Source organism: Sanguibacter sp. TS_SC_8, from assembly GCF_055361235.1.
Map to the genome: position 1 here is coordinate 3816161 of NZ_CM143955.1, position 21386 is coordinate 3837546.

Genomic DNA, 21386 nt, shown 5'->3' on the forward strand with positions numbered 1-21386 from the left:
GACCCCCGGAGCCAGAGCCACCCTAGGCCGTCCCCGACACACCAACTCATACGAAACTCTGAGTACCAGGTATTGTTGGGGGTCACCGGCGACGTCACCGCACCGCGCAGACGCGGCGTGAACACAGCCGGACGTACCCGCACCACCACCCGAGCAACGACGCGAGGAGACACCGTGCCGCTCAGCCCGCACGCACCCACCACCGCCCCCCTCACCAGCACCGCCCGTGACGCCGTGATCGTCGGCGGCAACCGGATCCCCTTCGCCCGGGCCGGTGGCGCCTACGCGAACGCGAGCAACCAGGACATGCTCACCGCCGCGCTCGACGGGCTCGTCGCGCGGTTCGGGCTGCAGGGCGAGCAGATCGGCGAGGTCGTCGCCGGCTCGGTGCTCAAGCACTCACGCGACTTCAACCTCGCCCGGGAGAGCGTGCTGGGCTCCTCACTGTCCCCCCAGACCCCCGCCTACGACCTGCAGCAGGCCTGCGCCACAGGCCTCGAGGCCGTCATCGGGGTGAGCAACAAGATCCGCCTGGGGCAGATCGAGTCCGCCATCGCCGGGGGCACCGACACGATCTCCGACGCACCGATCGCGGTGAGCGAGGGTCTGCGCCGCGCACTGCTCAAGGCCTCCCACGCCAAGACCCTGGGCGCCCGGATCAAGGCCTTCGCTGCGGTCCGTCCCGCCGACCTCGCCCCGGCCACGCCGCGCACCGACGAGCCGCGGACCGGTCTGTCGATGGGTGAGCACCAGGCGATCACCACCGCGACGTGGAGCATCAGCCGCGAGGAGCAGGACGCCCTTGCCGCGGCGAGCCACCAGAACCTCGCCGCTGCCTACGACTCCGGGTTCTTCGACGACCTCCTCACGCCATACAAGGGCCTCGTGCGGGACGCGAACCTGCGCCCGGACAGCTCCGCTGACAAGCTCGCGAAGCTCTCCCCCGTCTTCGGCACGTCCCTCGCGATCCCGGCCACGATGACGGCCGGCAACTCGACCCCGCTGACCGACGGCGCCTCCGTCGTGCTCGTCGCCTCCCGCGCCTGGGCCGCCGAGCACGCCCTGCCGGTCCTCGCCCGGGTGGTGGACGGGGAGTCCGCCGCGGTGGACTTCGTCCACGGCCACGAGGGGCTGCTCATGGCCCCCGCCCACGCCGTCCCCCGGTTGCTCGCCCGCAACTCCCTGACCTTGGACGACTTCGACTTCTTCGAGATCCACGAGGCCTTCGCCTCGACCGTGCTGGCCACGCTCGCCGCATGGGAGGACGCCGACTACTGCCGCACCGAGCTCGGCCTGGACGGACCGCTGGGCACGCTCGACCGGTCTCGGCTCAACGTCACCGGATCCTCCCTCGCCGCCGGCCACCCCTTCGCCGCGACCGGCGCCCGGATCGTGGCCACCGCCGCCAAGCTCGTCGCGACCCGCGCGGCGGAGACCGGGCAGGTCTCCCGCGCGCTCATCTCGATCTGCGCGGCCGGTGGCCTCGGCGTCGCCGCGATCATCGAGTCGGCCGCGCCGGCTCCGTCCGCCGCCACGTCCGGGGGTGCCCTGTGAGCGACTCCTACGTCTCCCTCGTCAACGGCGGCCTCGGCCAGACCATCGCCACGAAGCTAGGCCTCCCCCGCCCGGGTGTCCTGCGCCGTCAGACCCCGGACGCGCCACTCGCCCCGGGCCCGGTCCTCGTGCTCGGCGCCCCCGCGAGCGCCGACGCCGACGCCGTCGCCCAGCTGCTCCTGACCACCCACGGTGGGTCCGACCTCGACATCCGCCGGACCGCCGCCGGGGAGGGCGCCCGGTGGGGCGCCGTCGTCGTCGTGCTCACCGACGCCACCCACCCGCGCGACCTCGCCGCACCCCTGCTCGAGCTGGCCGGGGTGCTGCGCGCCCTCGCCCCGGGCGGGCGCGTGGTGACGATCTCGCGCGAGGCGACGTCGTCGGACGCTCCTGCCGTGGCCGCCGTCCGCCAGGGGGTGGACGGCGCGCTGCGCTCGCTCGCGAAGGAGCTGCGCGCCGGCGCGACCGGCAACGGCATCGTGCTGGCCGACGGCGTGGACCTCGCCGCAGCCCCGGTCGGCGCCGCGCTGCGGTTCTTCCTCTCCCCACGGTCGGCCTTCGTCGACGGTCAGCTCCTCACCGTGACCACCGGCGCCGGGGAGGCCCCCGCCAGCTGGGACCGCCCGCTCGAGGGCCGGGTCGCCGTGGTGACCGGCGCCGCTCGCGGCATCGGCGCGGCCATCGCCCGGGTCCTGGCCCGCGACGGCGCCCGGGTCGTCGTGGTCGACGTGCCGGCGGCCGGGGAGGCCCTCGCCGCCGTCGCGAACGAGATCTCCGGGACCGCGCTGCAGCTCGACATCACGGTGGCCGACGCCGGCCAACGGATTCTCGACCATGCGGTCTCTCGCCACGGCGGGCTGGACATCGTCGTGCACAACGCCGGGATCACCCGGGACAAGCTGCTCGCGAACATGACCCCCGAGCTGTGGGACTCCGTCCTGGCGGTGAACATCGGCGCGCAGCTCGCGATCAACGAGGCGCTGCTCGCCTCGCCGGCCTTCACGCACGCGCCGCGGATCGTCTCGCTCGCCTCGACGTCGGGTATCGCCGGGAACCGCGGGCAGACGAACTACGCCGCGTCCAAGGGCGGCGTCATCGGCATGGTCCGGGCCACCGGGTCGCTGCTCGCCGGTGTGGGCGGCACGGCCAACGCCGTCGCCCCCGGGTTCATCGAGACCGAGATGACCTCCCGGATCCCGTTCGCCACCCGCGAGGTGGCCCGCCGGCTCAACTCCCTGCAGCAGGCCGGGCTGCCGGTCGACGTCGCCGAGGCCGTCGCGTTCCTGGCCGGCCCGGCTGCCGGCGGGATCAACGGGCAGGTGCTGCGGGTCTGCGGGCAGAACCTCGTGGGGGCATGAGGATGTCGATCGATCGGCCCACGACGGTCAAGACCCTGCCCGAGGTGCCGGGGCTGGGCGGGCTCTATGCCCGCGCCGTGCTGCCCGGCTGGCCGCGGTTGCCCTGGCGCTCCGACGGCGAGCCAGACGACGCGCGCCTCCCGGAGGTGACCTACCGGGTGGCCGACGTCGTCGCCGACCCCGAGCAGCTGCTGGCCTACCAGCGCCTGCTCGGCGAGCCGTGCGACGACGTGCTGCCCGCCGGTTTTGTGCATGTCCTGGCCTTCCCCGTGGCCATGGCCCTCATGGTCCACCCCGACTTCCCGCTGCCGCTGGCCGGGATGGTGCACCTGGCCAACTCGGTGAGCGTGTCCCGGGTGATGCGCGCCGACGAACGGCTCGAGGTGCACGCCTGGGCGCGCGGCCTCGCACCTCATCCCCGCGGGACCCAGGTCGAGCTGGTGACCGAGGTGTCCGCGCGGTACGGCGCCGGGGACGCGATGGAGGTCGTGTGGCGCGGGGTGTCGACGTACCTGGCGAAGGGGGTCGAGCGGAGCGGGGTGGTCGACTCTGCGGACTCCGAGGCTGCAGCGGGCGAGACTGTCGGCGACTTCGAACCTGGTGTTCTGTCCGCCGATGCGCCGGTCGTCGGGGCGGTTCCGCCGGTCGTCGGGGCGGCTCCGCCGGGGGTCGCCCCGCCAATGCCCACGGCCCGGTGGGTGCTCGACGCGGGGACGGGTCGGCGCTACGCGGCCGTCTCCGGCGACCGCAACCCGATCCACCTGTCCGCCCTGACCGCGAAGGCCTTCGGCTTCCCGCGGGCGATCGCACACGGGATGTACACCGCCGCGCGGGCCCTCACCGAGAGCGGAGCGGGACGCAGCGGCGCCTTCGAGTGGACGGTCTCCTTCGCCAGGCCGGTGCTGCTGCCCGCCACGGTCGCCGTCTCGATCACCGGGGATGCCGCGGACGGGTTCACCTACTCGGGGTGGAATGCCCGCAGCGGCAAGGAGCACTTCACCGGGACGGTCACGCCAGCCTGACACCAGATCCGGCGTCGCCCATACGGGGCGTGCTCTTGACGACAGGACGTGCCTTCAACAGCACGCCCTGTCGTCAAGAGCACGCCCCGTACCAGCAGGGTGGGCCGGGGGCGGTCTGGGGCTCAGGCCTCGGCGGTCAGCCGGGTGGCGGCGACCGCTGCCGCCCGGCCCGACCGGGTGGCGCCGATCGTGGAGGCGCCCGACCCGTACCCGGCCAGGTAGACCCGGGGGTCGCGCGGGACGTGCACACCGTCGGTCGCGATCGCGCCGCCATGCTCGCGCAGGCGCAGCGGGGAGAGGTGGTCGATCGCGGGACGGAAGCCGGTGGCCCACAGGATGACGTCGGCCGTCACTTCGGTCTCCGCCGGCTCCTCGCCGGGACGCCCAGCCGCCGGGAAGACGACGCCGTCGGCCGTGATGCGCGTGAACATGCCCCGCGAGACGAGCACGCCGTCGTCGATCCCGCGCTGGTACTCGGGGGTGAGGGGCAGGCCGGTCGCCTCGACGACGCTGAGCGTCGGCAGGCCGGCGCTCGTGCGCTCCGCGACGCGGCGCTCGACGTCGATCCCCCACTCGCGGTCGAAGTCGCGCTCTCCGAAGACGGGTGGGCGCCGGGTGGCCCAGATGGTCGTGGCGACCTCGGCGAGCGGTAGGAGGAACTGCACGGCCGAGGCTCCCCCGCCGACCACGACGACGCGCTGGCCACGGAACTCCTCGACCGACCAGAAGTCGTGCGTGTGCAGCTGGCGGCCGCGGAACAGCTCCCGGCCGGGGTAGTGCGGCCAGTAGGGGCGGGTCCAGGTGCCGGTGGCGTTGATGACGGTGCGGGTCACCCATGCCTCGTCGTCGCTCACGACGACGAGCGGGGTCTGCTGGGCGGGCTCGTCGTACTCCTCGGGCCGGGCGTCGCGGACCTCGCGCACGGTCACGGGGCGGCGGACCTGCAGATCGAAGGTGTCTTCGTGGGTGCCGTAGTACCGGGCCACCACGGACGAGGCCGGCTCAGTGGGGTCCGGGGTCCCCAGCGCCAGGCCGGGGAGGTCGTGGATGCCGTGGGCGGCGCCGAGGGTGAGAGCGGGCCAGCGGTGGCGCCAGGCCCCTCCGGGACCGTCGTTGGAATCCAGCACGACGAAGTCCCTGCCGGGCACAAGGCCCCGTCGGCGCAGGTGGTAGGCAGCAGACAGCCCCGCCTGCCCGGCTCCGATCACGACAACGTCGAGCACTTCCCACCCCGTTTTTTATTGACACTTCAACTACCGATGGCCAACTGCCTCATCCCCATCCCTATTCCCCTCCTGGAGCCGAGCCCGACTCCCACCCCACCCAGCCCCACCCCACCCCAGCCCCACCCCACCCCACCCCACCCCAGCCCCACCCCACCCCAGCCCCAGCCCCAGCCCCAGCCCCAGCCCCAGCCCCAGCCGGACCGTACGGTGCGTGCATTTGTCTCCGGTGCGCGTGTTTGAACACGCGCACCGTAGACAAATGCACGCACCGTAGGAGTGGATCAGGTGTCCGGCGCAACCAGCATCAACGTCAACGTCGGCGTCGGCGTCAGGGTCAGGCCTCGGCAGCCAGCCGGGTGAGCAGGCGGTCGCGGACGTCGGGCCACTCGCGGGCGAGGATGGAGTAGTACACGGTGTCTCCTCGGGAGCCGTCAGGGGCGATCCGGTGCTCACGCAGGACTCCCTCGTGCACAGCACCGAGCCGGCTGATCGCTGCGAGGGACCGAGCGTTGCGGGCGTCGGCGCGCAGTGCGAGGCGGTTGATCCCGGCCTCCTCGAAGGCGTAGCGCATGAGCAGCAGCTTGCAGGCCGGGTTGGTCGCCCCGCCCCAGAACCGGCGAGCATAGAACGTCGACCCGAGCTCGGCCCGTTCCTGGGCGGGCACCCAGTCGTAGAGGGACGTCGAACCGCGGACGACGCCGTCGTCGGCTCCTAGGACGGCGAAGGCCGCCCGGCCCGGCGCCTCGATTCCCGAGGTGATGTACGCGGTCATCGCCTCGACCGTGTCCGGGACGGCCACCGACATGCCGGACCACAGCTCGGCGTCGACCATCGCGGCCAGGTCGCTCGCGTGCTCCGGGGCGAGCGGGACGAGGCGGACACCGAAGCCGTCGAGGGTGATCGTGTGGTCCATGTCCCAACTCTGCCAGAGCGCCGTCCGCGCCGGCTCCTGGACCGTGAGCCGTCTCCTGGACTGCGAGGGGCGAGCGAATCGAGGTGCGTGACACCGGCGCCCCGCAACCCCCGATCTACGTCACGACGAGCCGGCGCGCCCGTCCTCGGCCCCGACGATCTGGCGCAGCGGGTCGATCCGAGCGAGCAGCCCCTCGCGCACCCGGGGCCACTCGGGCTCGAGGATCGAGAAGGACAGGCTGTCGGCCCGTGACCCGTCCGGTGCCAGCCGGAACCCACGCAGGGTCCCCTCGTACGTGGCGCCGAGCCGGGTGATGGCCGCGATCGACCGCGCGTTGCGGGAGTCGGCGCGCAGCGCCACCCGGAACAGGCCCCACCCGGTGAAGGCGTGCTCGAGCAGCAGGAACTTGCAGGCGGGGTTGATGATGCGTCCCCAGACCTGCCGGTCGTAGAAGGTCCGCCCGATCTCGGCGCGCCCCTGCTCGTGGGAGACGCCGCAGTACGCGGTGCTCCCCCGGACCTCGCCGCTGACCTGGTCGATCACCGTGAACGCCAGGCAGTCGGGCAGGGCGAGCGTGTCCTCGATGTAGTTCATCATCCCGACCTCCCCGTGCGGGGTGGGCGTGGACATGCCCTGCCACATCTGCTCGTCGACGGCGCCGGCCAGCGCCCCGACATGCGCCGGGGCCAGCGGTTCCAGCCGGAAGCCATAGCCTTCCAGGACGATGGTGTGCTCCACGACGCCAGGCAACCACGGTGGACGGGGACGAGACAAGAGCGTCGGTGGCGCTGTGGACAACGCCGGGCGACCCAGCGGTGAACTTCTGCCCGCACGGCCCTGGGTAGAGTCACCCCATGGTTCCTGCCACCCCCTACAGCCCCGACTCCGACCGCCTCGAGGCTGAGGCCTACATCGAGCGGGTCGCCTTCGGGGGCGAGGACCTCAGCGGGGTCGACGCCTCCGGGTCACGGCTCATCGAGTGCACCTTCGAGGGCACCGGGCTCTCCGGGGTGGACCTGCAGTCGGCGCGGATCATGGAGACCACCTTCGACGCGGTCAACGCCGACACCCTCGACGTGTCCGACGGCGACTGGCAGGACGTCACCGTGCGCGCGAGCCGTCTCGGCGGGGTGCAGGCCTACGGGTCGACCTGGTCACGGGTGGCCTTCCACGGCACCAAGATCGACTACCTCAACCTGCGCGACACCCGCATCACCGGGCTGACCTTCACCGACTGCGTGATCGGCGAGCTCGACCTCTCCGGGGTCCGCGCGACGACCGTGACCTTCACCTCGACGCGGGTGGCTCACCTGACCCTGAGCCGGTCGCAGCTGAAGAACGTCGACCTGCGGGGGGCGGAGCTGGGGCACCTGACCGGCCTCACCGGTCTCAAGGGCACGACCATCAGCACCGACCAGTTCCAGGACCTCGCGCCGCTGCTCGCCGCGCACCTGGGCATCTCGATCGGCGACTGACCCGATCGGCGGCTGACCCTCCTGCCGCGCGCCTACGGCCGCGCGCCTACGGCTGGTTCAGCCCGGCCGGGGCGCAGCCCGCGGCGCCGGCACCGAACCCGGCGGCGGCGGTCGCGATCAGGCCGGTCAGCCCGCTGCCCTCGGGGAGCGGGCGCGGGTCGTCGGTGACGGACCAGCACGCGTCGACGACCTCGTACGCGACGCTCGGGCCCTCGCTCACGTAGACCTCGAGGGCCCGCACCAGGCGGTCGACCTCGTCGTGGGTGGTGCCCACACCGACGCTGGCCCGGATGGCCCCCGCCGCGTAGCCGAGGCGCGCGAGCAGCGGGTGGGCGCAGAAGCGCCCGTCCCGCACACCGATGCCGTGCTCGGCCGAGAGGTACGCCGCGACCAGGCCCGGGTCGTGCCCGACGACGGAGAAGGTCACCACGCCGACCGGGTCGACGGCGTCGGCCCAGGCCCGGACCACCTCGATGCCGTCGATCGCCTCGAGGCCGGAGACCAGGCGCTCGCGCAGGAAGGCCTCGTGCGCCTCGAGGGTGCCGGCGGGCAGGGCCGCGAGCGCGTCGCAGGCCGCGGCAAGGGCGACCGCGCCGATGACGTTCGGGGAGCCGGCCTCGTGGCGCGCCGGGGCGCTCCCCCAGCTCACGGAGTCCAGGCCGACCTGGCGCACGGCGCCGCCGCCGGCCAGGTACGGGGTGCCGACGTCGAGCCAGTCGCGGCGGCCCACGAGCGCGCCGGCGCCGAAGGGCGCGTAGGTCTTGTGGCCGGAGTAGGCGATGTAGTCGACGCCGGTCGCGGCGAGGGAGAAGCGGCGGTGCGGGACCAGCTGGGCGCCGTCGAGCACGACCCGCGCGCCGGCGGCGTGGGCGAGCGCGACGACGTCGGCCACCGGGAGGTACTCGCCGGTGACGTTGGACGCCCCGGTGAGCGCGAGCAGCGCATAGGGCGCGCGGGCGAGCTCGGCGCGCAGCGCGTCGAGGGTGTGCGCGACGGAGTCCGCACCGACGAGGACGGTGGCCCCGCCCGCGCTGCGCTGCCAGGGCAGCAGGTTGGCGTGGTGCTCGACGTCGAGCACGAGGACCCGCCCGGGCGCGCCGTCGGCGCCGGCCGGGACGCACCCGGCGAGCAGGTTGAGGGCGTCGGTGGTGTTGCGGGTGACGACCGTGACGTCGTCGGTGCGCGCTCCGACGAAGGCGCCGATGGTCGCCCGGCTGGCCTCGTAGAGGGCGGTCGAGACCTGGGAGAGGTAGCCGGCGCCGCGGTGCACGCTCGCGTAGAGCGGCAGGGTCGCGCTGACTCGCTCGGCGACGGCGACGAGCGCCGGGGCGCTGGCAGCGCAGTCGAGGTTGGCGTAGGGGACGGTGCGGCCGTCGACGAGCGGGACGAGCGTGTCGGAGCCGACGACGGGCAGGCAGGACCGGGCTTCGAGGGGGGTCAGGACAGACATGAGGATCCTCCGAGCAGTTCTGGGGATCGTCGTGCCAGCGATGGCTCATCGATGGCTGTCGACCCCGCGCTTGCCGGACGCCCTGAGCGGCTCCGGCCAGGTCTTCACCCGGGGCACCCCACCGCGGTGGAGGGTTGCCGGCCAGCAAACCGGGGCTTTGCGCTGGCACTCATGACCTGGGACCAGCATTGGCGAGGATCCGGGGGGTGTCAATCCACGACCACCGTCCGTCTCGCATGATGGACCGGCTGTCTCAGAACCGGTCCGCGGGGTGATGCTCAGGGGGACACACCATCCAGAGCGGCTGAGTGATCTGGCACGACGACGCCGCAGCAACCCCCCTGAGCGCACGCAGCACGCTGCGCCGCACCAGGGCGAGGGTGCTACCGCCGGAACCGATGGACGACACGGAGGCAACACATGAGCTACGCAGGCGACCTCACCCCCCAGCAGGCCTGGGACCTGCTCGAGACGAACCCCGAGGCGATCCTCGTGGACGTGCGCACCGAGGGCGAGTGGCGCGAGGTCGGCGTCCCGGACACCTCCTCGCTCACCGGCCGGCGCGAGGCGTTCATCCAGTGGGCCACGCCCTTCGGCCCGAACCCGACCTTCCTCGCCGAGCTCGCCGCGGCCGGGCTCACCCCCGGTGACGAGCGCCCCGTCGTCTTCCTGTGCCGCGCCGGCAACCGGTCGATCGGTGCCGCGATCGACGCGACCGGCGCCGGGTTCGGCCCGGCCTACAACATCCTCGAAGGCTTCGAAGGAGACACCGACGCCGCCGGACGCCGCACGGTCAACGGCTGGCTGCTGCGCGGCCTGCCCACCACGACCTACACCGCCGGGGAGTGAGGGCGGTGACCACGCGCCCGCTGCGCCCCGCGACCGTCTCGGTCCGCGGCGGTCAGGTCCGCTCGAACTTCCAGGAGACCTCCGAGCCGATCTACCTCACTCAGGGGTACGTCTACTCGAGCGCCGGCGAGGCGGAGTCCGCCTTCAAGGGTGAGGTCGACCGGTTCATCTACTCCCGCTACGGCAACCCGACCGTGCACATGTTCGAGGAGCGCCTGCGCCTGCTCGACGGCGCGGAGGCCTGCTACGCGACCGCGACCGGCATGTCCGCGGTCTTCACCTCCCTCGCCGCGCTCGTGAAGTCGGGCAGCCGGATCGTCTCCGCCCGGGCGCTCTTCGGCTCGACGGTGGTGATCTTCGAGGAGATCTTCGCCGACTGGGGCATCACGGTCGACTACGTCGACGGCCACGAGCTCGACCAGTGGGAGGCCGCGCTGGCCACCCCGGCCGACGTCGTGTTCTTCGAGACGCCGTCCAACCCCATGCAGGACATCGTCGACGTCCGGGCGGTCGCCGACCTGGCGCACGCGGCCGGGGCGGTCGTCGTCCTCGACAACGTCTTCGCCACCCCGATCCTGCAGCAGCCCTTCTCCCTCGGCGCGGACGTCGTCGTCTACTCCGCGACCAAGCACATCGACGGCCAGGGCCGGGTGCTCGGTGGGGCGATCCTCGGGTCGAAGGAGTACATCGAGGGGCCGGTCCAGAAGTTCATCCGCAACACCGGGCCCTCGCTCAGCCCCTTCAACGCGTGGGTGCTGCTCAAGGGCCTGGAGACGCTCCCGCTGCGGGTGCACGCCCAGACCGCGGCCGCGCTCCGGGTCGCCGAGCACCTGGAGACGCTGCCCGGGATCTCCCGGGTGCGCTACCCGTTCCTGCCCTCCCACCCCCAGTACGAGCTCGCCCGCAGGCAGCAGAGCGGCGGCGGGACGGTCGTCACCTTCGACCTGGCCGTCCCTGAGGGCACCGACCCCGAGACCGCGAAGAAGCGCACCTTCGCCTTCCTCGACGCCCTCGAGGTCATCGACATCTCCAACAACCTCGGTGACGCCAAGTCGCTCATCACGCACCCGGCGACGACGACGCACCGCAAGCTCGGCCCGGTCGGGCGCGCCGCCGTCGGCATCGCAGAGACGACCGTGCGGCTGAGCATCGGCCTCGAGGACCCGCTCGACCTCATCGAGGACGTGGAGATCGCGCTGCGCGCCTGACCCCGGATGCCCGACGGCGGGCTACCGGGTGGCCGCCGCGAACCGCGCGGTGATCTGCGCCGGGCGGGTGATCGCCCCGCCGACGACGACGGCCCAGGCGCCGCGGCGCAGCGCCTCGGCGACCTCCTCGGGCGAGCCGATCCGTCCCTCGGCCACGACAGGGACGTCGAGCACCTGGGCGAGACGCTCGACGAGATCGAGGTCCGGGCCGGCGGGGACCGGCCCCCCGGTGTACCCGGACAGGGTCGTGCTGACGACGTCGGCGCCGGCGGCGGCCGCCGCCACCCCCTCCTCGAGGGTCGCGACGTCGGCCATGACGAGCCGCCCGAGCTCCCGGTGCACGACGTCGACCACCTCGGCGAAGGTGCTGCCGTCCGGGCGGTCTCGGCCGGTCCCGTCGACCGCGACGATGTCCGCGCCCGCCTCGGCGACCGCCCGGACGGCCGTCAGGGTCGGGGTGATGTAGACCGGAGCCCCGCCGAGCTTCCACAGCCCGATGATCGGCACGGTGGTCAGCGCGCGGACCGCCGCGACGTCGTCGGGTCCTTCCAGGCGCAGCCCGCTCGCCCCGCCGGTCAGCACCGTGAGCGCCATCGCGGACATGTGCGCGGGACCGCGCAGCGGCTCGCCCTCGCCCGCCTGGCAGGACACGATCAGCCGGCCCCGCAGGGTCGCGAGCGCGTCGACCGGTCCTGTGCTCATCGCGGCGACCCCGTCTGGTCGACGATCACCACGTCGATCTCGAAGGTTCGGTCCCACGGGAAGCTCAGGCTCCCGGGGACGAGGCGGAGCCCTTCCAGGCCGGCGCTGCCAGCCAGGACGTCGCTGAGCTCCCGCTCCCACGCGGGGGCCGCCGGGTGCGCACCGCTCACCGCGTCGTGACGGGCCGGGTCGGAGCCGAGCTCGACCCGGGCCTTGTGCCGCACGAGGGACATCCAGCCGTAGTCCTCGACCACGCGCCGGGCGATCGCCACCCGGTGCGCCGAGGCGTCGAAGGTTCCGCCGACCCGGCCGAGGTAGGCCACGACGAGCTGGGCGGCGACGGTCCCCAGGGTGTTGCCGGCGGTGTTCCAGGCGCCGTAGCCGTCCAGGCGCGACCAGTCCAGGACGGGACGCAGGGTCTCCACGAGCGCCGGGTCGGCGCCGTTGGGCTGCGCGACGTCGGCCAGCGCCACCCGGTGCCCGGCCGCGAGCAGCGCCTCGACCTCGGCCGCGGTGCGTGCCGCACCGTCCCAGTCCCACGTCTGGGGGTCGGTTCCGGCCCAGCTCGCGTGGTCGACGGCGCAGCCGGCGCGCGGGCCGCACTCGGGGCAGAACGGCGGGTGGACCACGAGGACGACGTCCGCGTCACCCACGTCGTCGACGACCCGGGCGCCGGCGGCCTCGAGCTGGCGCACGACCGTGAGGCGCACCGGTCCGGTCTCGTACGGGGCGGGGCGGTCAAGACCGTCGGCGTCGGCGCACCTCAGGGCGACCGTCGGGCCGTCCACGCCCATGTGCTGACCGATCGCTCGAGCGACGAGCACCGCACCGGTCTCGTCCGCGCCAGGGTGCACGATCACGCGGTCGGTCGTCCCCACGATCTGCGACCACCGTGCCAGGTCGCCCTGGGCGCGGGCGGAGAGCGAGCGGTGCGCGGCGTCGTCGACGCCGATGACGAGCGAGGCGAGGGTGCCGCGCTGGGCCAGACCGAGCGCGGCGAGGGCCAGCGTGTGCTGGCGCAGGCGCCGGCCCGTCCAGTCGGTCGCGACGTCGTCGGGCACGTCGGGGGCGACGGCGCGGCGGGCCGCGGCGAGGTCCTCCTCGGTCGAGGCGAGCTGCGCGGACAGGGCGTGCAGAGACGGGCCGACGGTGGTCCAGTAGTCCGGCTCCTCCATCGCGTCCAGGCTGTTCGGGGTGCGGGGCACGACGATCGCGGCGTGCACCGGACCGCCGGTCTCCTTGAGCGGCCGCCAGTGGGCGAGCACCTCGTCGAGGTCCTCATGGCCGATCCGCGACCCGATGAGACCGCCGAAGCCGAGGGCGTCGAGACTGACCACGGCCGCGTCGGTGCGGGCCCGGGAGGCGCGGAACCAGGCTGAGACGGTCTGCGGGTCCGGGGCTGTCCGGCAGCGTGGGCGCAGCTCGAGGGGCGGGGTCTCGACCGTCACCCCGGCGATGGCAGCCACCTCCTGCGGGATCGCCCGGGTGGCGGGGCGATCGTCGAGCGGGATCAGGGTGAGCGTGATCATGAGACTCCTCGTCCTTTGGGTCGCTCGGCAACTGGTGGGTGGGGTGTTCGGGCAGCGCGCCGGGGAAGCACGGAGCGGGCGAGGGCGGGTGGCTCCGCCGCGGCCGAGACGAGCAGGCTGGCACCGAGCGCCACGGCGTGCCCGTGGAGCTCCCCCGGACAGATCTCGAGGTCGAGCAGCTGGGCCATGGCCGTCTCGGCGAAGGCGATCCGGGTCTCTGCGAGAAGCAGCTCCCCCACCTGGAGCGCCCCGCCGCCCACCACGATCAGCCGCGGGTCGACGACGTTGGACAGCGAGGCCAGCGCCGTGCCGAGCCCTTGGCCGGCGAGCCGGACTGCGTCGGCGGCGCGCTCGTCGCCGGCCCGCAGCGCTTCCGCCACGTCGATGAGGCTGGCGGCGCTGCCGCCGGCGCTCCGGTAGGTCTCGACCATCCCGGGGCCTGACGCGATGGCTTCCACGTGCCCGCGCCGCCCGCACTGGCACAGTCGGTCGGTGGCTTGCGGCACTGCCATGTGTCCCACATGACCGGCCAGGTGGTGCGCGCCCACGAGCGGCGTCCCGTCGATGACCACCGACCCGCCGACCCCCGTACCCACGGTGACGGCGACGAAGCTCGTGATCCCGGCCGCGGCACCGAATCGGCCTTCGCCGATCGAGAACGCGATGACGTCGTTGACCACGCTGACCTGCGCCCAGTCCAGACGCCCGGAGAGCTCGAGCGCAAGCTCCGTCCCTGCCCAGCCGGGCAGCGCGTCGGTCGCGGACAGGATCGTCCCGGTGCGGTGGTCGACGACTCCGGCCGTCCCCACGCCGAGGTGACGGACCGGGCCGGGCCCGGCGACCTCCCGGACGATCCGGGCACCTTCCGCCAGGACCGCTTCTGGGCCGCCGCTGACCGGCGTCGGCGTCTCGCAGGAGGCGAGGATCGCCCCTGTCGAGTCGGCGATGACGGCGAGCATCTTGGTGCCGCCGATGTCCAGGCCGATGCGGTGCGCGACGCGCCGTCCGACGAGGCGCTCGGGGCTCATGAGCGTGCCCCGCGGTGGACCGAGAAGGTGAAGTCATACCGGTCGGCCCGGTACAGGCTGTGGGCACGCTCGATCGGCCGGCCGTCCGCGGTGTAGGTCACCCGGGAGACGCTGAACGCGGCGGAGTGCGGTGCGACGTCGAGCAGGGCGCCCTGGTCGGGGGTGACCACCGTCGCCCGGATGGTCTGGGAGGCCATCTCCGGCTCGACACCGAGGCTCCGCAACGTGTCGTAGAGGGACGTGACCGGTCCGGTGGCGAAGTCCGTCGGCACGATGTGCGCCGAGAGCCACACCTGCTCGATGCAGAGCGGGAGCCCGTCCGCGGTCCGGACGCGCTCGAGGTGGACGACCGGCTCGCCGGGCGAGAGACCGAGGTCCGCCGCCACGTCCGCCTCAGCGGGCAGGTGCCGGACCTGCTGGGAGCTGGCTCCGGGTGTCATCCCGCGCGCCCGCACGTCCTCGCTGAACGACGTCAGCGAGAGGGACTTGCTGATCATCGCCGGGTCGGCGACGTAGGTCCCTGAGCCCCGCCGGCGGTACACCAGACCATCCTCGACGAGCAGGCTCAGCGCGCGGCGCACCGTCATCCGGGAGACCGCATAGGTGGCCATGAGCGCTCGCTCGGAGGGCAGCGGGTCGTGCGGGGCGAGGCCGGCGGCGATGTCGGCGGCGATCAGCGCGCGCAGGGACTCGTACTTGAGGTCCGGTCTCGGATCGGTCATGGTCTCCACGGCGGAGCCTCTCTTCACGGATCGAGGAGGCACACACCCGATAACTGGTCCGTACCACTTCCCGTCACTGTACGCACGTCCGGCGGGCAGCACAATGCCCGGGGCGACTGCGGTCCGTACCGGTCAGGCGCTCCGAGCACGCTCCGACCAGCATCGACCCGGCTCAGCAGACGCAGCAGAGCCCCGGCTGACCTTGGCCAGCCGGGGCTCTGCTCCGCGAATCACGCGTGAGTCACGCGGGGAGTCACACAGAAAGTCACACGGTCAGGAGCGACCCGAGGACGGAGGTGAAGAACGCCAGACCGTCGGTCCCGGCGCGCGGCCCGGCCGCCGCGTCGGTGCCGAACCCGGCCTCGACAGCGTGCTCGGGGTGGGGCATGAGCCCGACGACGTTCCCGGCCGCGTTCGAGATGCCCGCGATCCCGCGGCGCGACCCGTTGGGGTTCTCCCCGGCGTAGCGGACCACGACGCGGCCCTCGCCCTCGAGCTCGTCGAGGGTGCGCTCGTCGGCGACGAACTGCCCGTCCTGGTTCTTCAGCGGGACGGTGATCCGCTGGCCGGCCTTGAAGTGACGGGTCCACGCCGTCGTCGCGTTCTCCACGATGAGCTCCTGCTCGCGGCACAGGAACGCGAGGTGCTCGTTCTTGATCATCGAGCCGGGGAGCAGGTGGGACTCGGTGAGGATCTGGAAGCCGTTGCAGATCCCGAGCACGGGCAGGCCGCCGTTCGCGGCGTCCACGAGGACGTCCATGACCGGCGCGAACCGGGAGATGGCCCCGGCCCGCAGGTAGTCCCCGTAGGAGAACCCGCCGGGCAGCACGACCGCGTCGACGTCCTTGAGATCGGCATCGGCGTGCCACAGCGAGACCGGATGGCCGCCGGCCAGGCGCACCGCGCGCACGGCGTCACGGTCGTCGAGGGTGCCGGGGAAGGTGATGACGCCGATCCGGGCGCCGCCGAGCGCTTCGCTCATGCCGAGGCGACCGTGTCGAGCGTCGCGGCGTCGACGACGCTCACGACGTCCTCGATGATCGGGTTGGACAGGACACGGTCAGCGGCCTCACGAGCGGCGGCGAGGACCTCGGGGGTGACGTCGCCGTCCACCTCGAGCTCGAACCGCTTCCCCTGACGGACGCTGAGGAAACCGGTGAACCCGAGGCGCGGCAGCGCACCGGCGACGGCCTTCCCCTGCGGGTCGAGGATCTCAGGCTTGGGCATGACGTCGACGACTACGCGTCCCACGGGGGCTCCTAGTGCTGGGGTCTGATCACGCGCCTGGACCTGAACACGTGACGGGCAAGGGCGCCGGCCGGAATCCGGCGAGGATCGCACGGTACAGACGAGGCGCTGCGGCCTAGTTTATCGCCACTCAGCCCCGGGGAGAGGACCCGTCCCGCCCCTGAGACGTCAGGACCGGTCACGGCGTCGTCGGGGTGTGCGCTGCGGTGTGCGCCGCCGTGTGCGTCGGGGCGTCAGCCCTCGGCCTTACCGCGCCGCCAGTAGCCCATGAAGGCGACCGAGCGACGGTCGACGCCGAGGTCGCGCACGAGGTGACGACGCAGGTCCTTGACGACGCCGGCCTCTCCCGCGATCCAGGCGTAGCATCCGCGGACGGTGCGCTCGGGGAAGCGCGACGGCGCAGCGGCGTGGGCGGCGGCTGCGCCGGCGTCGGCGGTCGGGACCTCCCAGAGGATCCCCGCGTCGATGTCGACGTCTTCCAGCTCGACGGCGGAGGCGGACAGATCGGCGCAGCCGCGCATGTGCTCGCGGACCGCACGGTCCAGCAGCACGCCGTGCTCGTGACCGACCGCTCCGGCGTCCGTGCCGCGGCGGGGCAGCCAGGTGAGGTGGACGCCGTCGGGCAGGGCGACGGGGAGGGCGTCGCCCTCCTCGGGGACCTCGATGAAGGCGTGCGCGCGGGTGCCGGGGGCGAGGGACTCAAGGATCGTCGTGATGGCCGGCGCGGCGGTCTCGTCGCCGGCGAGCACGAGGGTGGTCGCCTCCGCGGGCGGCGCCCACTCGATGCCCGACGGCGGGCCGTCGTAGCGTCCGTTCGGGCCGATCAGCACGCTCTCCGCGCCTGGGCGGGCGGCTGCGACCCAGCGGGAGGCGGGCCCGTCGTGCTCGCCGTCACCGTCGCCGTGCAGGACGAAGTCGATGTCGACCTCGCCGAGCCCTGCGTCGGGTCGGACGGCGCGGACGGTGTAGGTGCGGAGCGGGCAGCGCTCTTCGTCGGGGAGCTCGCGCCAGGCCTGGTACCAGGAGTCGCCGGCGAAGTCGGCGGCCATCGGAGCACGTCCGGCAGGGGTGGGCAGGACCACCTTGATCCGCTGGTCGAGCCCGTCCGTCCCGAAGACGTGCAGGTCAGGGCCGGTGAACGTGATCCTCACGAAGGACGGCGAGAGGCGTCGCACCCGGGCCACGGTCACCGCGAAGACGCGGTAGGCCGGCTCGGTGCGGTCCATGGTCTGGGTCTGCGCGCTCGTCGACATGGTCCGAGTATGGCATGCCTTACCTTGGTTGGGTATGGGGTGCCTAACCCTCGGAGTGGGTGCTACGTCACACTCTGGAGCAGATGGCTAGCAGATGGCTCTCGACGGGTTCAGGACCCGTTCCGAGCCGTTCGGCGGACCGCGATGCGCCGCCAGAGCGGAAGGAGCGCCGTGGGGCAGTTGCCGCCGATGTGCTTGGCCCAGACATATCGCGCCGCGTGCTTGAAGACCATCGCCACGAGGATGAGGAAGGCGAACCAGGCGAGCAGGAACGCGGGGGCCCAGGGAGGCGGGGCGCTCGACTCCCCGAACATCCAGATCGGCCCGCCGACGGAGATGACGGCCGCCAGCACGTAGATGGGCAGCATCGTGCGCGCCTCGTAGAGCGGCCCGAGCAGGTCGTCGATCACCCAGCACCGATACCGTCCCGGCAGGCGCCGATCGAGCATCCGGTAGCCCAGCCACGCCCAGAACCCGGGGTGCTCACGCCAGCGCAGCGCCCAGCCGGCCCGCAGCACGGCCAGCCCTTCACGGACCGGGACCGTGCGCGCTCGCTCCGGCGCGACGTCGGCCAGCATGCCGAGCAGGTCCGGGCCATAGGTGGCGCGCCAGCGGCGCGGGTAGGCGTGCAACCACAGTCGCGCGGACAGGTCGAACAGGGCCAGCCGGCCCGTCGTCGGGGTCGCCATCCTCACGCACCGCCCAGCGCAGGACGCTGCCCGAGGCCGCGCCGCCCGGCGTCGAGCACCTGCTGGGCGCGGGCCGCGAGCTGGGCGAGGCGCAGCGTCTCGCCCTGTGCGGCCTGCGCCCCGGCGTCGGTCGCCCGGTAGTAGCGGCGCTGCCGTCCGTCGACGACCTCGTCGCCTGCGCCGACCACCAGACCCGCCGCGAGCAGGCGGTCGAGGTTGCCGTAGAGGGTCCCGGCCGCGAGCTTGACGTCGCCCGCGGACAGCTCGACGACGGCCTGGATCACGGCGTAGCCGTGCCGCCGCTCCCCCACGAGCGAGAGCAGGATGAGATAGCTCTGCCGAGTCATCCGGAATGCGTCTGTCATAGACGATATATATCGCCTGACGACCCATAGCGCAACCCCCGCAGATGCCGACGCCGGCAGCTCCCCGCTCGCCGCGCCCACCCACCCCCTGCACAGGCCCACCCCACCAGCCCTTGCACCGACCACCCCACCGACCACTGCGTACGGTGCGTGCTCTTGTCTACGGTGCGCGTTCTTGAACACGCGCACCGTAGACAAGTGCACGCACCGAACGCTCAGCCGTGGGTCGGGGAGGGGCAGGGGTGGGTGGGCCGGGAGTCGGGGGCGGGCGCCGTGGGGGTGGGCGCCGTGGGGGTGGGCGCCGTGGGGGTGGGCGCCGTGAGGTCGGTTCGACCCGTACCCGATCAGCTCAGAACAGGGACTCGCCTGTCAGGCGGTAGTAGGCGTCCAGGTAGCGGGTCCGGGTCGCCTGCACGACGTCGTCGGCCAGCGCGGGCGGCGGTGCGTCCCCGGTGCGGTCCCAGCCGGAGGCCGGTGAGGCGAGCCAGTCGCGGATCGGCTGCTTGTCGAAGCTCGGCTGGGACTGGCCGGGCGCCCATCCGTCCAGGGCCCAGAAGCGGGAGGAGTCGGGGGTGAGCACCTCGTCGCCCAGGACGATGTGCCCGAGCGGGTCGGTCCCGAACTCGAACTTCGTGTCCGCGAGGATCACCCCGCGCGAGCGTGCGATCGCCTCGGCCCGTGCGTACACGGCCAGCGTGAGCGAGCGCAGGTGCTCGGCGGCGGGCTCTCCGATCTTGGCGGCGACCACCTCGAAGCTGACGTTCTCGTCGTGCTCGCCCACCTCGGCCTTGGTCGCCGGGGTGAAGATCGGCTCGGGCAGCCGGGACCCGTCGACGAGCCCGGCCGGCAGCGGCACACCGCACACCGACTGGCTCTCGCGGTACTCCATCAGCCCGGAGCCGGTGAGGTACCCGCGCGCCACGCACTCGACCGGGAACATCTCGAGCCGGCGGCAGATCATCGAGCGACCCGCGACGATCTCGGGGACCAGGCCGTCGCCGGCCAGGGTCGAGATCTCGGTGCTGACGACGTGGTTGTCGACGATGTCGGAGAACTGGTCGAACCACCACAGGCTCAGCTGGGTGAGGATCGTGCCCTTGTCCGGGATCCCCGGGGAGAGCACGTGGTCGTAGGCGCTCACCCGGTCCGAGGCGACGACGAGGACGACGTCGCCGAGCGGGTGCACGCCGCCGTAGTGGGCGAGGTCGGGTTCGTAGAGGTCACGGACCTTGCCGGAGTAGGTGTGCCGCCACCCCGCCAGGACGGGGGCGTCGGAGTCGAATCCGGCGCTCATCGCACGGTCCCGGAGGCCTGGCCTGCGGCAGCAGCCCGGGCGATGTCGGTGCGGTGGTGCGATCCGGCCAGCACGATGGCGTCCACACCGGCATAGGCCCGACGCCGGGCCTCGGCCAGGTCCTCCCCCACGCCGACGACCGAGAGCACCCGTCCGCCAGCGCTCACCAGCTGTCCGTCGGAGTCGATCGCGGTGCCGGCGTGCAGCACGTGGACGCCGTCGACGAGGTCGGCCTCGGTGATCCCGGTGATCGGGTCGCCGTTCCTCACGTTCGCCGGGTAGCCGTTCGCGGCGACCACGACGGTCACCGCGGCGGAGTCGGCCCAGCGCAGCCGGGGCAGCTCGGCCAGCATCCCGGTGGCCGCGGCGAGCAGCAGCGCCGACAGCGGGGTCTGCAGCCGGGACAGCACGACCTGGGTCTCGGGGTCACCGAAGCGCGCGTTGAACTCGATGACCCGGGTGCCGCGGCTGGTGAGCGCAAGGCCCACGTAGAGCACGCCGGCGAAGGGTGTGCCCCGGGCCTTCATCTCGTCGATGGTCGGCTGCGCAACCCGCGCGACGACCTGCTCGACGAGGCCGGCGGGCGCCCACGGAAGCGGGCTGTAGGCACCCATCCCGCCGGTGTTGGGGCCGGCGTCGTCGTCGTGGGCGCGCTTGAAGTCCTGGGCCGGGGCGAGCGGGACGACGGTCTCGCCGTCGCTGATGCAGAACAGCGACACCTCGGGACCGTCGAGGAACTCCTCGATGACCACCCGGGGGTCGCCGCCGCGGTCGGGGTTGGCCAAGCACGCTCGCGCGTGATCGAGCGCCTCGACCCGATCGGTGGTCACGACGACGCCCTTGCCTGCCGCGAGGCCGTCGTCCTTGACGACGTAGGGCGGGCCGAAGGCGTCGAGAGCCTCGGCGACCTGGTCGACGGTCGAGCACACGTGCGCCATCGCCGTCGGGACCTCGGCGGCCGCCATGACGTCCTTGGCGAAAGCCTTGGATCCTTCCAGGCGCGCGGCGTCGGCGCTCGGTCCGAAGACCGCGATGCCGGCGGCCTTGACCGCGTCGGCCACGCCCGCGACGAGCGGAGCCTCAGGCCCGACGACGACGAGCTCGGCGCCGAGGGAGCGGGCCAGCGCGGTCACCGCGGCACCGTCGAGGGCGTCCACCGCATGCAGGGTGGCGAGCTCGGCGATGCCCGGGTTCCCGGGGGCCACGTGCAGCTCGTGCGGGCCCCCTGCGGGTGTCTCCTGCGCGAGGGAATGAACGATGGCGTGCTCGCGAGCACCGGACCCGATGACAAGAATCTTCACGCCGCCGAGTCTAGCGGCGAACCCCCCGGACGCCCCCGGCCCGTCCATCCCGCACTCGAGCTCGCGGGCGAGCACGCCCCTCGCCCGCGACCTCGTGAGCTCGCCCACGACCTCGTGAGCCAGGACGGTTCCCGGGCGGGGAACGGTCCTGGCTCACGAGGTCGCGGATTCCCTCACGAGGTCGTGGGGGCGCGGGGCGG

The 21386-nt window shown here is 73.1% G+C and carries 21 protein-coding genes and 2 riboswitches; of the genes, 6 read left to right on the forward strand and 15 right to left on the reverse strand.

The features are described from left to right. The first annotated feature begins 174 nt into the window (after positions 1-174). The 3 genes from ACWA15_RS17160 to ACWA15_RS17170 are packed head-to-tail and all read left to right on the forward strand — an operon-like array spanning position 175 to position 3934. Complete coding sequence (locus ACWA15_RS17160; RefSeq protein ID WP_464056773.1) at positions 175-1554, forward strand: acetyl-CoA C-acetyltransferase; 1380 nt, start codon at positions 175-177, stop codon at positions 1552-1554. Further along, a complete protein-coding gene (locus tag ACWA15_RS17165; protein WP_464056775.1) occupies positions 1551-2912 on the forward strand; it encodes a 3-oxoacyl-ACP reductase in 1362 nt (453 codons plus the stop codon). Before ACWA15_RS17160 ends, ACWA15_RS17165 begins: the two co-directional genes overlap by 4 nt. A gap of 2 nt (positions 2913-2914) precedes the next feature. Then, positions 2915-3934, forward strand: coding sequence for a MaoC family dehydratase (locus ACWA15_RS17170; RefSeq protein WP_464056777.1), 1020 nt, complete (start codon positions 2915-2917; stop codon positions 3932-3934). Positions 3935-4056: 122 nt separating this feature from the next. Here the strand turns inward: ACWA15_RS17170 and ACWA15_RS17175 are convergent, their stop codons facing one another. From ACWA15_RS17175 to ACWA15_RS17185, 3 genes are all read right to left on the reverse strand, one after another. Next, positions 4057-5157, reverse strand: coding sequence for an FAD-dependent oxidoreductase (locus ACWA15_RS17175; RefSeq protein WP_464056779.1), 1101 nt, complete (start codon positions 5155-5157; stop codon positions 4057-4059). A gap of 337 nt (positions 5158-5494) precedes the next feature. Next, positions 5495-6073: a GNAT family N-acetyltransferase gene (locus ACWA15_RS17180; RefSeq protein ID WP_464056781.1), complete on the reverse strand. Its 579-nt coding sequence runs from the start codon at positions 6071-6073 to the stop codon at positions 5495-5497. Positions 6074-6193: 120 nt separating this feature from the next. Further along, on the reverse strand, positions 6194-6811 hold the full coding sequence (locus ACWA15_RS17185) for a GNAT family N-acetyltransferase (protein WP_464056783.1): 618 nt from the start codon (positions 6809-6811) through the stop codon (positions 6194-6196). 116 nt (positions 6812-6927) lie between these two features. Here ACWA15_RS17185 and ACWA15_RS17190 point away from each other — a divergent pair, with 116 nt between their 5' ends. Continuing rightward, on the forward strand, positions 6928-7548 hold the full coding sequence (locus tag ACWA15_RS17190; RefSeq protein WP_464056785.1) for a pentapeptide repeat-containing protein: 621 nt from the start codon (positions 6928-6930) through the stop codon (positions 7546-7548). Between the two features lie 46 nt (positions 7549-7594). Here the strand turns inward: ACWA15_RS17190 and ACWA15_RS17195 are convergent, their stop codons facing one another. Then, on the reverse strand, positions 7595-8998 hold the full coding sequence (locus ACWA15_RS17195; protein ID WP_464056787.1) for an aminotransferase class V-fold PLP-dependent enzyme: 1404 nt from the start codon (positions 8996-8998) through the stop codon (positions 7595-7597). 61 nt (positions 8999-9059) lie between these two features. Beyond that, positions 9060-9175, reverse strand: a riboswitch (SAM riboswitch). 111 nt (positions 9176-9286) lie between these two features. Then, a riboswitch (SAM riboswitch) is annotated at positions 9287-9403 on the forward strand. A gap of 15 nt (positions 9404-9418) precedes the next feature. Here ACWA15_RS17195 and ACWA15_RS17200 point away from each other — a divergent pair. Beyond that, positions 9419-9847: a rhodanese-like domain-containing protein gene (locus ACWA15_RS17200; protein WP_464056788.1), complete on the forward strand. Its 429-nt coding sequence runs from the start codon at positions 9419-9421 to the stop codon at positions 9845-9847. Positions 9848-9852: 5 nt separating this feature from the next. Next, a complete protein-coding gene (locus ACWA15_RS17205; protein WP_464056790.1) occupies positions 9853-11055 on the forward strand; it encodes an O-succinylhomoserine sulfhydrylase in 1203 nt (400 codons plus the stop codon). A 21-nt stretch (positions 11056-11076) separates the two neighbouring features. On the opposite strand, the gene ACWA15_RS17210 is transcribed toward ACWA15_RS17205, so the two are convergent. The 11 genes from ACWA15_RS17210 to purD all read right to left on the reverse strand — a co-directional run bounded on the left by ACWA15_RS17210 (position 11077) and on the right by purD (position 21186). Further along, entirely contained in the window at positions 11077-11757 is a 681-nt protein-coding gene (locus tag ACWA15_RS17210; RefSeq protein WP_464056791.1) for an N-acetylmannosamine-6-phosphate 2-epimerase, read from the reverse strand. Further along, positions 11754-13286 (reverse strand): DUF4127 family protein, encoded by a 1533-nt coding sequence (locus ACWA15_RS17215; protein ID WP_464056792.1) that lies wholly within the window; start codon positions 13284-13286, stop codon positions 11754-11756. The genes ACWA15_RS17210 and ACWA15_RS17215 overlap by 4 nt, the downstream gene beginning before the upstream one ends. Then, a complete protein-coding gene (locus tag ACWA15_RS17220) occupies positions 13283-14314 on the reverse strand; it encodes an ROK family protein (RefSeq protein WP_464056794.1) in 1032 nt (343 codons plus the stop codon). Before ACWA15_RS17220 ends, ACWA15_RS17215 begins: the two co-directional genes overlap by 4 nt. Further along, positions 14311-15036 carry a GntR family transcriptional regulator gene (locus ACWA15_RS17225; RefSeq protein WP_464056796.1) on the reverse strand — a complete coding sequence of 242 codons (726 nt, stop codon included), beginning with the start codon at positions 15034-15036 and terminating at the stop codon, positions 14311-14313. Before ACWA15_RS17225 ends, ACWA15_RS17220 begins: the two co-directional genes overlap by 4 nt. A gap of 265 nt (positions 15037-15301) precedes the next feature. Further along, positions 15302-16018 carry a phosphoribosylformylglycinamidine synthase subunit PurQ gene (purQ, locus tag ACWA15_RS17230; RefSeq protein ID WP_464056797.1) on the reverse strand — a complete coding sequence of 239 codons (717 nt, stop codon included), beginning with the start codon at positions 16016-16018 and terminating at the stop codon, positions 15302-15304. Continuing rightward, positions 16015-16263, reverse strand: coding sequence for a phosphoribosylformylglycinamidine synthase subunit PurS (gene purS / locus ACWA15_RS17235; protein ID WP_464059551.1), 249 nt, complete (start codon positions 16261-16263; stop codon positions 16015-16017). Before purS ends, purQ begins: the two co-directional genes overlap by 4 nt. Before the next feature lie 254 nt (positions 16264-16517). Next, positions 16518-17537 (reverse strand): siderophore-interacting protein, encoded by a 1020-nt coding sequence (locus ACWA15_RS17240; protein ID WP_464056799.1) that lies wholly within the window; start codon positions 17535-17537, stop codon positions 16518-16520. Between the two features lie 110 nt (positions 17538-17647). Next, positions 17648-18226 carry a hypothetical protein gene (locus ACWA15_RS17245; protein WP_464056801.1) on the reverse strand — a complete coding sequence of 193 codons (579 nt, stop codon included), beginning with the start codon at positions 18224-18226 and terminating at the stop codon, positions 17648-17650. A gap of 2 nt (positions 18227-18228) precedes the next feature. Beyond that, complete coding sequence (locus tag ACWA15_RS17250) at positions 18229-18591, reverse strand: PadR family transcriptional regulator (protein ID WP_464056802.1); 363 nt, start codon at positions 18589-18591, stop codon at positions 18229-18231. A 349-nt stretch (positions 18592-18940) separates the two neighbouring features. Continuing rightward, positions 18941-19885 (reverse strand): phosphoribosylaminoimidazolesuccinocarboxamide synthase, encoded by a 945-nt coding sequence (locus ACWA15_RS17255; protein WP_464056803.1) that lies wholly within the window; start codon positions 19883-19885, stop codon positions 18941-18943. Then, positions 19882-21186: a phosphoribosylamine--glycine ligase gene (purD, locus tag ACWA15_RS17260; RefSeq protein ID WP_464056804.1), complete on the reverse strand. Its 1305-nt coding sequence runs from the start codon at positions 21184-21186 to the stop codon at positions 19882-19884. Before purD ends, ACWA15_RS17255 begins: the two co-directional genes overlap by 4 nt. Between the last annotated feature and the right edge of the window lie 200 nt (positions 21187-21386).